Source organism: Rubripirellula reticaptiva (genome assembly GCF_007860175.1).
GTDB classification, from domain to species: Bacteria; Planctomycetota; Planctomycetia; order Pirellulales; family Pirellulaceae; genus Rubripirellula; species Rubripirellula reticaptiva.
On record NZ_SJPX01000001.1, the window covers coordinates 942516 to 958266 of the forward strand.

Here is a 15751-nt window from a genome sequence, read left to right on the forward strand (position 1 = left end):
GGCATGTTCGACACCAGCAAAGGTAAGAACGGTCTCTATAGTTTGCGAATCTTGATGTTCTTGAAACGTACTGTCATCGCCGGGCCTTTGTGCAATTGCAAAGCGATAATGCCTGTCTTGGCGGCCTTATCGGATTGCTCGTCGATCACTTCGCTGGTCATCGCGCCATTAATGAAGTGCTGAAGATGGTTTCCATCGGCAACGACACGAAAGTCATTCCACTTGCCCGGGTGAATGCCGTTGCCCAGCTTTTCGGCATTGCCAAACTGAACCTTAGATTTTTTACCGTCCGATCCAATGGTGACCGTTTCGCCACGCAGTGCCAGAATTCCGCGAGCCTTTTCTTCGTACAGAATGCCCGCAAATTTGTTCGCATCGTCAATGTCAGCCTGATAGCCCGACACAACGTACTTGGCTTCATCAACCACTCGGCTGCGATACTGGATTCCGGAATTGCCACCTTCGATCTTGAACTCGGCCGTCAATTCAAAGTTTTCGAATTCTTCCGCTTTGTAGATCAGGAATGTATTGCCATCGATCGGGTCACTATCGGTCGTTCGACCGACAATTTGTCCATCCTCGGTTGACCACAAATCTTCACGACCGACCCATCCGGTCAAATCCTTGCCGTCGAATAGCACCACCGTATCGGCTGCTTCGGCCGTGGCCGTATCCTCGGCGCTAGCGACCGAACCAACCGAAAACAAACAGACCAGTGAAAGTGCGAAAGAAATCTTCATGGGTGGGGACAACCTTTTAGGGGCGAGATGGAAATAGGGGGTGATATCGATGCCGACAGTGTAGTTGATCCGCCAATGCCTGGACTCATTCTGCCGGCCCGATTCCGCCCATCGTATTCCAATATCCGCCGCGTGAATGATCAAACTTCAGTTTAGCGCCGCGGAAAGACTCGTCGAATCCGGCTTCGTCGCTCCACACCCGGTGACCGCCAACGTACGTGGCAACTGGCCACCCCGTCAGGGTCGATCCGTGCCACGGACTCCACCTTGTCTTGGTGTGCTGTTCCTCGTCGCAAATAGTTCGCTGTTTCTGCAAATCGACCAGGACTAAATCCGCATCGTAACCTGCCTCGATTCTGCCCTTGCCAACGATATCCCAGACACGCGCAGGTGCATCGCACATCCACGACGCGACCTGGTTAATCGTACACCGCCCCGTCACCACTCGGTCCAACATCAACGCCAACGAGTTCTCGACTGCAGGCAAACCCGAGGGGCTCTCCGGATAGGGTTTTGATTTTTCTTCCAACGTGTGCGGTGCGTGATCCGTCGCAATCACTTGGATGGTTCCGTCGAGCAGTGCGTTCCACAAACCATCGTTGTCGGACTTCGTTTTGATCGAAGGGTTCATTTGAATTCGACTTCCCAGACGCGGGTAATCGTCAACGTTGAAAAAAATGTGGTGCAAACAAATCTCGGCTGTCACAAAAGGCGATCCATCGACCAGCAACGGCAATTCGGCGGCCGTCGAAACGTGCAGTACATGAAATCGATGTTGGTGACGACGGGCCAATTCAGTCGCTCGCCGAGTTGCAATCACGGCAGCGTTCTCGTCACGAATTCGCGAGTGGTCGGTGATGTCCGACGTACCGGCAAGCCGAGCCGCATTGGCTCGCACTGTCGTTTCATCTTCGCAATGAGCACAAATCGGCAACGTCGTTTCCGCAAAAATTCGCTCCAGTGCTTCCTGTTGATCGACCAACAAATTGCCGGTGCTGCTGCCGATAAAAATCTTGATGCCGGGAACATCCTTCGCCGCATTCAGCTCGGCAACGTTGTCAGGTGTAGCGCCGATGTAAAAACCATAATTCACCAGCGACTTTTGGGCAGCGATTGCGTCCTTCGCGCGGACGCCCTCGACTGTCACTGCCGGAGGCTTGGTGTTTGGCATTTCGAGAAACGAAGTTACTCCGCCAGCGGCACAAGCGTGCGATGCAGTCGCCAAGTCTTCTTTGTGAGTCAGGCCAGGTTCGCGGAAATGAACTTGGTCGTCGATCACACCAGGCATCAAATGCAAACCGGCACAGTCAATCACTTCATCTGCCTGAACGTTTGAACCACCGTCCACATCAAGGATTCGACCGTTTTCGACGACAACCGATGCCGTGCGAACCCCATCATGAAAAACGACTTCAGCGTTGCGAAAGACTGTGCGAGTCATGGTTGAATTTCCGAGTGGCAAGAGCGAAATCATGTCATCTTAAATTAACAACCACAGCGAGAGCGATGAACCCGACACATTTACCACCGCCAATTTCGCGTCTGACAAAGCAAAACTCACTTGCCCATCGATCGACGAAAAGCGTCAAAAGCGTCTCGATAGGCAGCCGGCGGTGGTTTGCGATTTCCCGAATCACGAATTCCTTGCATCGCATCCGCCGCGTCGCGAGCATTGCCAGTGGTCGCCGTACCCGGTTCACGCAGCCCCAAACTTCGCAGCGCGTCTTCGATTTGTTGATTCGACTTGGCCTCGCCCGCAGGACTGCCCAGATCGCGGACACCCTTCCATCGATCGCGAAACTTTTGCAAGTCGGCCGGAGTCCAATTCAGTTTTCGAAGTAACTCGGAATCCGGTTGGTCGCGAGTCTGTTCCAAGTAATCCAAAACCAGGTCGGTTGCTTCTTTGGCGTAGTCCGTGTTGACGGCATCAGGTGGCAATTCGACGTCACCACCTCTGCCCAAACCGTCATTGCCGTCGCCCATCCCCGGACTCATCTCGCTGTTTGCGTCGTCTTGATTTTCTCGCCTTGCCTTCGCCGATGCAGCGTTTGATCCACTTGAAGCGGATTCGCCCGAATCGGACGCGCTGGGTTCGCCTTTGGCAGAGTCGTCAGATTTGGCAGATCCGGATTTGCTTGAATCCGACGCTGCCGAATTTCCATCCGATTGACCAGGCTCGCCTGACTGACCGGATTGTCTCGATTCGGCCGAAGAAGCTGACTCGCCAGATTGCCCCTGATCACCGCTTGGTTCGCCCGTGCCGGGATCGGCTTTGCCAGCTTCACCGCTAGCAGACTGCGGGTCCGTTGGACTTCCGGTTGGATCGTCCGATGCAGACTGATCGCCAGACGATTCACCTTTCGAAGGATCTCCGGCCGCCGACTCGCCGGACTCCGGTGCATCACCTTGTTTCGAACCGGCGGACTCAGCACCGTTTTGATTTGCATTCGTTTGATCAGATCCTTTGTCACCGGCGTCTCGTTCGCCAGCACCTGTTTCGCTCGAACTTTCGCCGCCTTGCGATGGCTGTCCTTCGGCTTGACCGCCCTCTTTTGATTTCTGGTCGAGATATTCTTTGATTCGTTCGAACGCCTCGGCATCGTGCTGGGGCGATGCGGGCTCGCCTTGACCATCAGCCGAACCGGGTTGACCTGGTTGGCGATCGCTCTTGCCTTCGCCTTTGCTGCCGCTGCTGCTACTTTCACCACCCTGATTTTCACCATCCGATCGTTCACCACTCTGCGCAGGCGATGAATTTCTGTCGCTCTGCTTGCCGCTTGGCGTGCTACCCGAATCCGACGATTGCCCCTCCGTGCCGCCAGACTCAGCGCCTGGTTCCGCGTCAGATTCCTGACCGGGTTCCCTACTGGAATCACCACCGGACGCACCAGAGTCTTGACTTCCCGTTGATTTCTCACCCGGTTCGTTACCCTGTGGATCACTCGACTGATCACCGGATTGGGAATCGTTCGACTTCGATTCACCCGACTGGCCGTCCCCTGACGATCCGGCGTCCGAGGGTTCGTTTTCAGAGTCGTTCTGCCCTGATGATTCCCCCGAATCACCGCCCGATTCACCTTTGCCCGGTTGTTGCTGTTTGGCGTCTGGACCACCGCTGCCGCCGCCTGATTGCGGTTGACCTTCGCCAGACGAGTTACCACCCGCCCCATCGTCCTTCTTCTTTGCGTTGCTTGCCGGTTGGTCATCGGGCGCCGACATACCTTCGCTTTCCGGATCACCCGCGGGCGGCAGCGCGTCCGCGGCCACGATCCGTAACGTGATCGGGTCTGTCCGCGTCACGTTAGGTTCGATCGTCTGATCACCTTCGACAAATCGATTGTCAGTCGCCACCGCAATCACTTCGACGGTGTCACCGATCCGCATCCCCAAACCGCCCCGCAATTGATCGCCGGGACGAAACCGATATTCGGCAACTTGGTTGCCGGCGGCACGATTTCTGTTGTCAGCGCTGGGACTCCAAATCACCGGCTGGGCAATCATGTCGATGCCGCTGCGGATCTCTAACCGAATCTCTTTCAATCCAAAATCAGGGTCGGCTGCATGGACTTCGATGATTTGCTGAGCATTGATGGGGACGTTTTTCGGAGAATTGACTGGCATCACGATCGCAACTTCGGGTGCCAAGTCGGCGATCACTCGAATCGGATAGATAATCGGATCCGGATTGGTTTGATCGGATGGGTCCCAAACACGAATGCGATAGCTGTCCAGTTCCACCGCCGATGACCGCCCGCGTGTTCCCTTCAACACGAACGACGCCGACAGACGAGTACCCTCGTTCTCTAGTTTCATTCCCGCAACGCCAGCGGTGGCTCGAACCGTATCGCCAAGTGGACGCGGATTGAACTCGATCGCCGCGCGAGCCACCGAGCGATTGACCGTAGCTCGAACAGTAATTTTAGTGCCTTCGATCGCTTCGATTGCGCCGGTTGATCGAGTGTATTCCGATTGGCGGGTGTACCCCGGTGGCTGATATAGCACGGAATCGAGTGCGACAACGGGAATGTCCCGAACGTTCAAATTAAACGGTCCTGCGACGGCATCGCCAGCAATGATTCGGTATGGCACCACGCCTGATGCGGAATAAGGTAGTGTGAACGAACCGACGAATCGACGCGGTCCACCTTCTGCATCCGGTTCTAAAACTGCTTGCGACGATCCGGCCGGCAGATCCCACTGAACGATCGGTTGTTCGTCCGCTCGCATACCACCGATCATTGCCGATACATCGACCGCACGTCCGGCAATTGCTTCGGCGTCACCGGGCAAGACATCAGCAATCGAAACACGCCGCGGCGAGTCAATCGTTGCCATCGGAGCCGCCAAGCGGATCACTGACTGCAAAGAATTCTTCGGTGAAACGACCGCATAACCAACCAAGATTGACATCGCGATCGCGGTCGCAATCCACCACGCAAGCGTGCCAGTCGCTTCCACGGGCAGCGCGTTATGCTTCTTCAGCCGACCGGCTGCCGAGGCACCGATCGAACGCACCACACGTCCCGACAACCCCGATATGTCGGCGGTGCTGCGAAGGGTGATGTAACTGGTCAGCGCCTGACGCAGCTCAGGCATGTCTCGCTCGAGCGATCGCGCCGCGTACTCAGCCGAAACTTCGTTTCCGATCAGCGGCAGGACACGTTTGTACACGTACCACCCCGAGCCGACCAGAAATCCAACCAACGCGATCCATCGCACCAAAGCACCCGCCGAGTAGATCCACTGATCGACGATCACCCAAATCAAAACACCAACAATCGCGGCAATCACTAGCCCCAAAGACCGGCGAATCAACTCAGCCCACCACAAGGCGGACGCCGTTTCGATAATTCGAGCCTGAATCAACAACTCGGCAGCCGTTGAACCGGTCGGCTGCTTCACTGAATCGGCGGTCACCGCAGAACCAGCGGAACCGGGAGATCGGGACGACGATGAAGGAGAAACGATCGACATCAAGCTTCCAAGCTTCGAATGAGCCACGTCGGTAAGCCGCGTTGGCCAAGGTGAATGAACGCCCCAGTATAAACGAGGCGGCTGAAATTCCCGCATCGAACCTAGTCCCCGATCGCTCATCGGAGGGCGATATTCGCGATTGCAGTAGCAATTGAGGCAGATTCGACGCCGCTATTCAGATTTGAAATCTAATTTGTGGACCGTTTCAATTTGACTGCTAACATCGAAACTAGTGAACATCAAACGACTTACCTTGGCAGGTCCGTAAAACAAAGCAGGTTCAAACCGTATTTCCGCCGGCCAGCTTGATACACTAACAACAACTTTCGCCCCTTAGCTCTCTTCTTCCAAATCTGTCAGTAGACCAATGAGATATGCATTCCGTTTGGCGGAACTCCTCGGACACACTCCGGATCGCCGAAAACGCCCAGGCACCATCAAATCAATCGTCGAGCACACGGGCTTGGATCGTCACCAAGTCGCCTCGCTGTTGAAGAACGAAGCCAAGTACATCCCATTGGATGCATTGTCACGAATTTGTGACTACTTGATCGATCATGGTTACGCACCCGCCGACCAACTGCCAGGCGCCCTGTTTGCGGTCAATGCCGAGAATTTCTGGGAATTGCTCGCCCGCCGTGGTGAAATCGAAATCGTCTTGGGTGTCCGCGAAAACGCCGACACCGCTTCGCCAGACAACGCAACCGTCGTGGCCAGCGATGCGGTGCTGTTTGGCGAACTTCTCAACGGCGTCTCGACTTTGGGGGGCGCCGCCAAGCACCATGGTTTGAACGACGACGACGATAGCTCGGTACAACAAGTTCCCATGCCAGACCGTTTGCAACAAACGCTGGTTTGGAGCCCCGGACAAGTCTCGCTGGAAGACGCCCGGACGCGAGCCACCGAAGTCTTTGAAGGATTCGTCGAAGCTCAAGGTGACCGCGGCATGGTCTGCATCGGCAGCGTGAAAAGCAACCCTGTGGTGGAACTGTTGTTCGCCGATGCGTTCGGTTGCACCCCTTTCGTCACCGAAGACGATGTCGATGACGTATCGGCTCGTTCATGCCCGTTCTTTTTGCGTTACCGTGACAGCGATCCGCAACCCGGTGGCGCCTCGGCAGGCTTGCGTCTTAGCAAGAACGAAGACGCACCCGAGCCAGGTTTCTACTACGAAAAGGACGATGGAACTTGGGATTACGCAGGCGGCAAAGACAAAGACACTGCCCTGGTGTTTTATCTGTTCCGCGAAGCACTTGGCCGGCTCGACATGGTTCTTAGCGGATTCTCGGGACGTGCCACACGCTTGTTGGCGAAGACACTGGCAATCCGTGGCGAAGAGTTTTGGCCACCAGTTTACGAAGAAGATGGTCTGCAAATCGGTGCGTACTTGGTCCAGTACGACAACACTGATTCCAAACCGACTCGCGAAGACTTGCTGTTCAACTCTGGCGGAGCAGCGCAAATCATGCCGCTCTCGCGAGCAGCGATCGCCAAGCGAATTGCACGCCGCTAACCAGCCGCTCCGAACCTCGCCAAACCGCGATTCGGAACTTCAGCTCAGTATCGGCGGTGCGTTCCCCGTTTGGGAAGCACTCGCCGATCAAATGCTTGGTCGGACCTTCGCTGGCTCTTTCTCTGTGCTTGCCAACATCGGCATAGCTTCACTCTGCGACGATTGGGTTCGCTTCAACCAAGCGAAGTGGCGTTTGGCGGCCACCGAGTTACACGTCGCGAACGAACTGATCGTGACGGTATAGGCAATCGCCGCTCCCATCGCGCCGTACCATGAAAACAAAACGATGGTCAGCGTAAACATCATCACCGCGTGAATGCTCAGCAATACAAGCAGCGACTTGCGCTGATCCGAGAACAACAAAAACGTGGGCGCTAGCGAAAACATCGTCCACGCACTCGACCCCAACGCGATCAGGCATAGTTCGGCGTAAGACGTCGCATACTGGTTGCCGTAGAGTCTAAGAATGCGGTCGCCGAAACCCAAAACCACGATGATAAACGCAATGATGCCGATGCCGAGCACCATGAAGCGAGAGCGACCGAGCCGCACAATCCCGTCCCAGTCGCCCGACTCCATCGCGATCGCCAGTGCGGGCTGATAGTACTTGTCGATCGACTTTGACAATAATATCACCAAACAACCGGTTTCAAACGCGGGTGCCAACATCGCCAACGCGTTGGACTCGTGCGGCAGGTGGTGGACGATAAACAAACTTGATCGGAAAAGCCAAGCAATCAGAAACGAAAACAACAGATAGGTCACCCCTTCAATCATCCACGGTCGAAAACAATATTTTGGTGGCTCGGATGACTTGTAGGAACGCAAATGGAACTTGCCAATAGCCGTCCCCAACAGCACACAGCTAAGACTGCCCACTGAAAAACACAGCAATGCCATCAGGGGCGTCACAGTAAAAAAACGAACACTGATCACAACCAAAACAAGTGTCGTAAGCGGCATAGCAACTCGCGAAAGTATCATCGCCACAGTCGGCAACTGCAGTGACATCAGCAGGTCAACGACAACGCCAGCGGCTGCGAAAACCGGCAAGAATGCAATTGCAATCAACGTGGTTGTCAACTTGCTGCCACGCAGAGACGAGAGCTCGGCACCGGCGGCTGCGACGCCCAACACGACGCCCAAACCAACGGCGCCCAGCATTGCAAATCGCAGATAGCCTCGCAACAACGCGGTGTCCTGCGTTGCGGCATACACCGGTACGATCCGCAAGGCATACTTGCCAAACCCGGCTTCGGCAATCGAAGCCAACAAGCCAACCGTCACAATCGCGCCAATATAGTCGTCGAATTCATCCGGACTCAAATGCCGAGCCAGGACGATCGTGATTGCATAGGTCAGGAAAACACCAACCACGCTTAGGGCAATCAAAAACAACGGCACCGAATGAGTATGCGCCGATTCAACAGAACCAGGAAGGTCGCCCGAATCGCGAAAAATCCAAACGTCCGATTCTTTCATGCAAGCGAGTCGACTCTTGAAGCGTCTTAAGTATTTTGCGAACTCTAGCTGGACAGAGAGGTGACCGCGCAGAGGGACAAAACGTATTGTATTCCAAATACGTATCCATGTTCGATCGAACCCGACAAGTTACGACAAAGCGTTCTTAACGACGTCAGTAACACGACATGATCACGCCATCAACGCAATCCGTATGCCGTCCGCCAATCGCGACATCCTTGACTGCCGACGCGAAAATCACGGCACACACTCGGGCGCGATTCATGGTGCTTGCAACGTTTCGTATCCAGATCCAACCAAACACAGGGACCGTCCAGTTCATCGTCGGGAACGTCGTAGGATTCGACGTAAGCCAACCATTCTCGCTTCAAATCGGCTGGCATCGTCGTCCAGTACTCTTCGACCGGGCCTCCATTCTCGCCACGTAAATACGGCGGGTATCCCATGTGCATGCAGCACACACCGCAATCACCACAGTCTTCAATCGTTGGCAGCTTCATCGCGGTCGTTCGTCGGCTCGGTTTTTAGTTTCCACTGTTCATCAAAGAACCCATCGGCCACCACATCGCCTGCAAAAATCAGATCGTTGGTGGTGTCCACGTCAATGATCGCCCAATCTGGCAACATTGCAATCTGGCGTGAATTGCTGATGTTCGAAAAATCACGAAATGTCATTCCGCTGTTCACGACAACGTAACGATTTGGATTCTTCGGATTCGGAAAACACATCACGGCCGCGTGAGAAACCGGATTGTAAGTTTTGTTGCCGACCGTGATCTGTTCGCGACTCCAACCGATCGGCAAACCTGCCGCGATACTCGCCAAGTATCGATTGCTAGTAAAGTCACCAAAACAAACCAGATTGCAAGTCGACACCATCTCTTCGGTCACATCAACGTCATTCACCCATCTCGCTTTGCCGCGCATCAGTGTCTGCCAGCGTTTCGATACATACTGCATTTCTCGATCGATCCATCGCTCGACCTTGCCATGCGTGGCCGGCCGACTGGGCGAAACAAAGACAAACTTTTCGCAAAAAGCATCGTCGATCGGCCCCTGCATTCCGGGGCGTTTACGAAGCGCCGGATCATCGTCCATCGCTTGCAACCATGCACCGTCCCAAACAATCTCGCACTGCAATCCCGTCGCCCGACCGGTATCGCTAACCCGAACGGTTTGTCCGTCGATCGCCACCGTGACTTTCGCTTCATCGCCCGGCCAAGCCGACTTTGCAAAGTCCAAACGTAACCGAGTCACACCGCTCGTCGTCATCTCAATCGCATGGTCGCCCACAATTTTTGCACGAATGCGTCCCGGCAAGAACTGTTCTTCGAGTCCCTCGACCGACAGCCAATCGGCTTCATGATAGCGCAGCAGGTAGGTTGAAAAGTCGATCTGTGTTCTTGGCGACTCGGTTTTAGCACTGGCCAGTTTCCCCAGCGCAGCATCGATCGTTTTCGCCGAATTGGAATCGATCTTGTGCCCCATGCCTTTACCAATAATGTGCTGGTACTGGACGCCTTCCTGCTTTGCCAGCGATGTAACCCGTTCGGCTGCCGCTCGCTGCTTGTCCACTTCGCCGCTGTAGGCGATCAGGTTTGTGTTTCGTAAATTCGTTGTCCATGGCAAAACATCGTACCAGTTCAACAGCTTCTGTCGATTTTCGGTGATCTCGAACGGCTTCGTTTTATCCCAACCCTGATAAACGATCGTGTCCACAAATCCCGCACCCGGGTTGGCGGCAAACCAGCGAGTCGGATCATGGACCGCAAGATGCCAGACGCCCGCGCCACCCATCGAGAAACCGCGCATCGCAATGCGATCACGATCAACCGCAAACAACCGCGACACATGCTCGATCGCCTCGTAAACGTCCGTCTCGCCTGCAAATTTGAACGCGACACAGTGACGGCCAAACGGATGCAATACAAAGGTCTTCGCCGGCGCATACTCGCCAACCTTCGTCATGCGTTCTTTCAAAAACGGAATTTCTGTCTTTGTGTCGCCTCGGCCATGTAGCCAAACATCTAATCGAGATTCGCCCCGACCAACACGGTACCCCGCGGGAATCACCAATCCATACGGTTGGACCGAATCGTCGATCCGAGACGTAAAGCCACCGACCACCAAAGTGGGCTTTTCCGACGATCGGCCGCTGTATCCAAGTAGTTTCAGTCCCCGATCGCCCCGCATCGCAGCTTTCAATCGCCGATCGGCCTCATCCAATAGCATCCCCGCATCCTTGAGTTCCGATGCCTTGAAGAATCCGTTGTGATCGAGAGCCAAGCGAACCGCCCGGACCAATACCTCGACATCGGGCGCCCATCGATCGGCGTCCGCTGAACCTTTCGCCGACGCCTCGATCCGCGAATCCAAATCGGCTACTCGGGCCGATAGTTCGCCGCGGATTCCGGCATCGATTTCGATACCCGCAGGCGGCAACTGCTTGAACTCATCAGCCCTGCTATGCGCGGCTACGGCGCCAAACAAAAACACGAAAAACAATGCGAAACGATACACCGTGGGAATCTCCTACATTGGGTGGGAAGTCTGTCCATGATAACTGGACACACCTTCGACCACAGGAAAAGTCGATTCAATCGGCGTGATTACAAACCGCCTGTACAAACGACTGAATGCCAAAATGCGGCTCAAGCGTCTAAGTTGGTTTCACGATTGAAAACGGCTCGATGCCACGCATCGAAAATTTCGTCGTCAAAGGCAACCAACGTCACGTTTCGTACACCAGTATCGCGCGCAGTGGCCTCGAGAATGGCTCGGACCGAAATTTGAGCGGCTTCGTCAACCGGAAAACGATAGACGCCACAACTGATCGCTGGGAAAGCAATCGATGACGCCCCAATCGCGTCGGCGAGCCACATGGATTGGCGATAGCACGAAGCCAACAGTTCACGCTCATTTGCATTGCCACCCTTCCATACCGGGCCGACGGTATGAATGACATACTTGGCCGGCAACCGGAACCCAGGCGTGACACACGCTAATCCCGTCGGGCAACGAACACCCGGTCGACGCTCGGGAAATGCACGGCACGCAGCTACAATTCATCACCCGCAGCGAGGTGGATCGCACCATCGACACCGCCACCACCCAACATCCATTCATTGGCCGCGTTGACGATCGCGTGAACACTCAGTTTGGTGATGTCGCCGCGCCTGACTTCGATCATTGCTTCGCTTTCGTTCGGGCCACACGAAACTCGGCCAAATACCGAATCTGTTGTTGGTTTGTATCGAACACAATGTACTCGTTGTTCTGAACACCAGAATCAACCGCCTTGCTGAACACACAGTGATGCCCGTCTGGTAACACCGTGTAAGGTAGTGTCCGTCAGAACTACGCGTTCGCAAAAGGACTCACAGCGTTTCAGGCAGTTTCGGTTGCAAAGACGTCCCGCCCGGCGCAGAAAGTTTTGATTGCTGGACTCGGCGCTCTCGACAGTGAGCTAGATTGGTTCGAACAAAAAAGGGCACCAGCACGAACTTGATTTAAGTGCCGCTATTCATCCGATCGGTACGCGAGACGTTGATTACCAGGTCGCTTCCGCTTACACGCAGTCTTTCGAGCTGGTGCTGCCAATCCCGTGCGGCGTCGAGGCAGCCTCGCCGAGACTATCGCCGCCATGGTTCCCCGCATGAAATTACACCAGCATCTAGGTCATGAACTGGCTAGTTCGCTACAACAAGATCATTCTTACCAACCGTGGATCAAGACCCACGCCGGCGACGAATTCGGGCAACTCTGTGCGCAACTCGAATCGCTGCCCGACGATATCGCATCGAAAAGCGCCGCAGTTCATGACGCCTATCTTTACGCGATGCAGTGCGATCTAAAAACTTTCTCAGCAACTTTGCAGGACTAGTAATGACTTCAGTCGCTTTGACCATCGCAGGTTCAGATCCATCAGGCGGAGCAGGCTTGCAGGCTGATTTGAAAACGTTTCATCAGCACGGTGTTTATGGAACGAGCGTTGTCACGCTGCTGACGGTTCAAAACACTCAGGCCGTGTCTGCGGTTGAGATTCTCGACAGTAACTTTGTGCTCGCACAACTCGAGGCCGTCTTAGCCGATATTCCTCCCAACGCCGCCAAAACGGGCGCACTTGGAAACGTCTCCAACATCGAAGCCATCGCCGAGCGGGCGAAGTCATTTGCGTTTCCGCTTGTTGTCGATCCTGTCATGATCAGCAAGCACGGCACGGCGCTGATCGACGACGAAGCGGTTGATGCGTTCACGCATCAGCTCTTACCGAATGCGTTTCTTGTGACACCCAATCTTCACGAGGCGGCAAAACTGGCCGCGTTAGAAATCACCAACGTGCGTTCGATGGAACAAGCAGCGGAGGCGATCGCTCGATTTGGTGTCGCCAACGTACTTGTGAAAGGCGGACATCTCGACGGCGACGCGGTTGATGTGCTTTGGACCGACGGCCGAGCTCACACGCTTCCCGCACCGCGCGTGAATACCCAGCACACACACGGGACCGGCTGCGTTCTCTCAGCTGCAATCACGGCGCGATTAGCAAACGGTGAGAGCCTGGTTCCCGCTGTGAAAGCAGCCAAGCAATTCATCACAGCCGCAATCCGCACAAGCCCAGGCCTGGGCAGCGGCTTCGGTCCAGTGAACCTACACAGTGACGCGGACTCTTGAGCGATTTGGAACTCGATCCTATACACAAGTAAAAACATAGGTAATTCATGCCAGCTTGATTGCTGAGTAGCGGATCTTGGTGCGCCAGGGTATTTCCCAAGATCCATCACGGTCGACCCGAAAAACAAACTGTTATGGACCACTCGAAGGATGCGTAAAAGCATAAATTAACGGCTCTTGCGCATTGCTGTTTTTTTACATCAAGTAGTTTCAAGGGAAAGCCAAGCCGCTTTTCTGATCGAGAATCACTTAGAACGAGCGAGTGAACTCTAGCGACTGAGCCAGCGACGGGCTTCTCTTTCGCCCTCTAGCCAGCCACGTCTGATCCCACCCTCGGTAACGACTGTCGAGGGAGTTGGTCCGTATCTGTGTTCCCTCTTGCCCATTGGACTTCCCATGGTCTGTCTGTTCGTGCCGAAATGTACCCGCGCGATTGATTCGCCAAGGTAAGTTGCCAAGGTTTTACGCTCATGGAATTCTTGTTGGGCATTGGCGTATTGTTTGGGTCCCTTCTGCTTGTCGTGCAAGCCGGCCGCGAGGCTGCTCGCTAGATGCCGTGCGGCAACAACAGGGAACAAATCTGGTTGGCATGACACAACGATTACTCGGCCCTCAAGCGTTTTCCAGTTAGATACGTCTAAGCACATGCGATTCATTTCGATGTTGCCTCGACTACAATGTCAGCCACCAATGACGATTTGAACCACTCCCCATTTTTACGATTCTTGCTGCATCATGACGCACTTCTTCAGATCTGTACTCGTTACTTTGATGCTCGCTGCACACGCCTCGATGGCGCAAGCTCCTCCGTATGATGTTTTCCCGAAAACCGAGCCTCCTTACTACCAGGTGCGATACGAAGCATCCGGACAACCTAGTGAACTGATCTTTCCGGTGAAGTACACGGTCTGGATTCCCGCCAATATTCAAACGCTTCGCGGCATCGTCGTTCACCAACATGGCTGTGGCGAAGGATCGTGCAGTTCAGGATTGACCGGCGCTTACGACTTGCATTGGCAGGCGCTAGCAAAGAAGCATCAGTGCGCATTGTTGTCTCCATCGTACGAACAACCAACGGAAGCCGATTGTCAAATGTGGTGCGATCCACGCAACGGTTCCGCCAGTGCGTTTGATCGAGCCCTCACCGATCTTGGCAAGATGTCAGGACACCCGGAACTTTCCGAAGCTCCGCTTGCCCTTTGGGGACACAGCGGCGGCGGACACTGGTGCGGCGGAATGGTGATGACCCAGCCTGACCGAATCGCGGCCGCGTGGCTTCGTTCGGGCGTCCCCTTGTTCGAAGCCAATCCTGATCGAGGTTCCATCCAGCCACATGCACTTCCCGATGCAGCGCTGCGAGTTCCGATGATGTGCAATCTGGGAACTAAGGAAGGCGTCACTGTGACAGAGGGCCGATTCGCCAAAGTCTGGCCAGCGAATAGGGCGTTCTTCGAAAAGGTTCGCCGAAGCGGTGGATTGCTGGGCATTGCGATTGATCCACGGACAGCGCACGAGTGCGGGAACTCGCGTTACCTGGCGATCCCCTGGTTGGACAAATGTCTGAAGTTGCGATTACCGGTCGAGCCCGGCGAACCGCTACGAGAGATTTCGACCGATCACGCTTGGCTGGCCGAACCGACCGGATCAACGGCGATATCGGCAGCCGAATTCAACGGGGATCGACTCAGCATGATTTGGCTTCCTGACGAAGACATCGCCAAAGCATGGATTCAGTTTCGGCAGAATACGGATGTGGCTGACGTTACCCCACCGCCCGAACCCAGTCATGTCATCATTGATGGAAACCAATTGAGTTGGAATGCCGAAGCGGACCTGCAAAGTGGAATTGAAAAGTTCATTGTGATGCGTGACGGCGAATTTCTAGCTCAGATCGGTGGCGAGAATCGTTTTGGGCGGCCGCTCTTTCAAGGGTTGCAATACAGTGATACGCCGATTCAACCGCTGGCGAAAATGGAGTTCACTGACGAAACAGCAACGAATGGAAACGAGCATGAATACGCGATCATCACGATCAACACCGCGGGCCTGAAGTCCAAACCAACCATCGCTGATGAATACTCAAAGTGATCCCACGACGGACTCGATGCATTGAACATCGGGCGTTTGTTCCATGAACATGTGAGGCCCCCGCAACGGTTACCGACAATTCGCTCGGTTATTTGCTTTGGCCAACGCAAAACTAGATGCACAAACGACCACCTCCTTGAATCAGATTTAACAAATTTGTGCTCCCGATCGAGACAAATCGTTGCATGGGGACGAGGCTCCTACAACATTGGGGGTGAACGTCTGGGGGTACGTGACGTTGTTTCTGATCATCCTGCTTGAACCTACCTATTGAGACGCTCAG

General features: G+C 54.7%; 10 protein-coding genes and 1 pseudogene. 4 read left to right on the top strand and 7 right to left on the bottom strand.

Annotated elements, in window-relative coordinates; all coding sequences use genetic code 11:
- Positions 1 to 35 precede the first annotated feature (35 nt).
- The 3 genes from Poly59_RS03535 to Poly59_RS03545 form a co-directional block, all read right to left on the bottom strand.
- Positions 36 to 740, bottom strand: a complete 705-nt coding sequence (locus Poly59_RS03535; protein WP_146532653.1) for a 3-keto-disaccharide hydrolase — start codon at positions 738 to 740, stop codon at positions 36 to 38.
- Positions 741 to 825: 85 nt separating this feature from the next.
- Positions 826 to 2181 (bottom strand): dihydroorotase, encoded by a 1356-nt coding sequence (locus Poly59_RS03540; protein ID WP_146532654.1) that lies wholly within the window; start codon positions 2179 to 2181, stop codon positions 826 to 828.
- Between the two features lie 116 nt (positions 2182 to 2297).
- Positions 2298 to 5714: a circumsporozoite protein- membrane associated protein gene (locus tag Poly59_RS03545; RefSeq protein ID WP_146532655.1), complete on the bottom strand. Its 3417-nt coding sequence runs from the start codon at positions 5712 to 5714 to the stop codon at positions 2298 to 2300.
- A gap of 367 nt (positions 5715 to 6081) precedes the next feature.
- On the opposite strand from Poly59_RS03545, the gene Poly59_RS03550 reads away from it, so the two are divergent.
- The gene (locus Poly59_RS03550) at positions 6082 to 7227 is read left to right on the top strand and encodes a helix-turn-helix domain-containing protein (RefSeq protein WP_146532656.1); all 1146 of its coding nucleotides are present in this window, start codon (positions 6082 to 6084) and stop codon (positions 7225 to 7227) included.
- 87 nt (positions 7228 to 7314) lie between these two features.
- Here the strand turns inward: Poly59_RS03550 and Poly59_RS03555 are convergent, their stop codons facing one another.
- From Poly59_RS03555 to Poly59_RS03570, 4 genes and pseudogenes are all read right to left on the bottom strand, one after another.
- Positions 7315 to 8709: a lipopolysaccharide biosynthesis protein gene (locus tag Poly59_RS03555; protein WP_146532657.1), complete on the bottom strand. Its 1395-nt coding sequence runs from the start codon at positions 8707 to 8709 to the stop codon at positions 7315 to 7317.
- Between the two features lie 179 nt (positions 8710 to 8888).
- Positions 8889 to 9209, bottom strand: a complete 321-nt coding sequence (locus tag Poly59_RS03560) for a YkgJ family cysteine cluster protein (protein WP_146532658.1) — start codon at positions 9207 to 9209, stop codon at positions 8889 to 8891.
- On the bottom strand, positions 9190 to 11229 hold the full coding sequence (locus Poly59_RS03565; RefSeq protein ID WP_146532659.1) for a prolyl oligopeptidase family serine peptidase: 2040 nt from the start codon (positions 11227 to 11229) through the stop codon (positions 9190 to 9192). The genes Poly59_RS03560 and Poly59_RS03565 overlap by 20 nt, the downstream gene beginning before the upstream one ends.
- A gap of 131 nt (positions 11230 to 11360) precedes the next feature.
- Positions 11361 to 11899 (bottom strand): annotated as a pseudogene (locus tag Poly59_RS03570) (O-acetyl-ADP-ribose deacetylase).
- 414 nt (positions 11900 to 12313) lie between these two features.
- Here Poly59_RS03570 and Poly59_RS03575 point away from each other — a divergent pair.
- From Poly59_RS03575 to Poly59_RS03585, 3 genes are all read left to right on the top strand, one after another.
- Entirely contained in the window at positions 12314 to 12592 is a 279-nt protein-coding gene (locus tag Poly59_RS03575) for a thiaminase II/PqqC family protein (protein WP_261343480.1), read from the top strand.
- Between the two features lie 2 nt (positions 12593 to 12594).
- Positions 12595 to 13380 carry a bifunctional hydroxymethylpyrimidine kinase/phosphomethylpyrimidine kinase gene (gene thiD / locus Poly59_RS03580; RefSeq protein ID WP_146532661.1) on the top strand — a complete coding sequence of 262 codons (786 nt, stop codon included), beginning with the start codon at positions 12595 to 12597 and terminating at the stop codon, positions 13378 to 13380.
- A gap of 771 nt (positions 13381 to 14151) precedes the next feature.
- Positions 14152 to 15468, top strand: a complete 1317-nt coding sequence (locus Poly59_RS03585) for an alpha/beta hydrolase family protein (protein WP_246151352.1) — start codon at positions 14152 to 14154, stop codon at positions 15466 to 15468.
- Positions 15469 to 15751 lie beyond the last annotated feature (283 nt).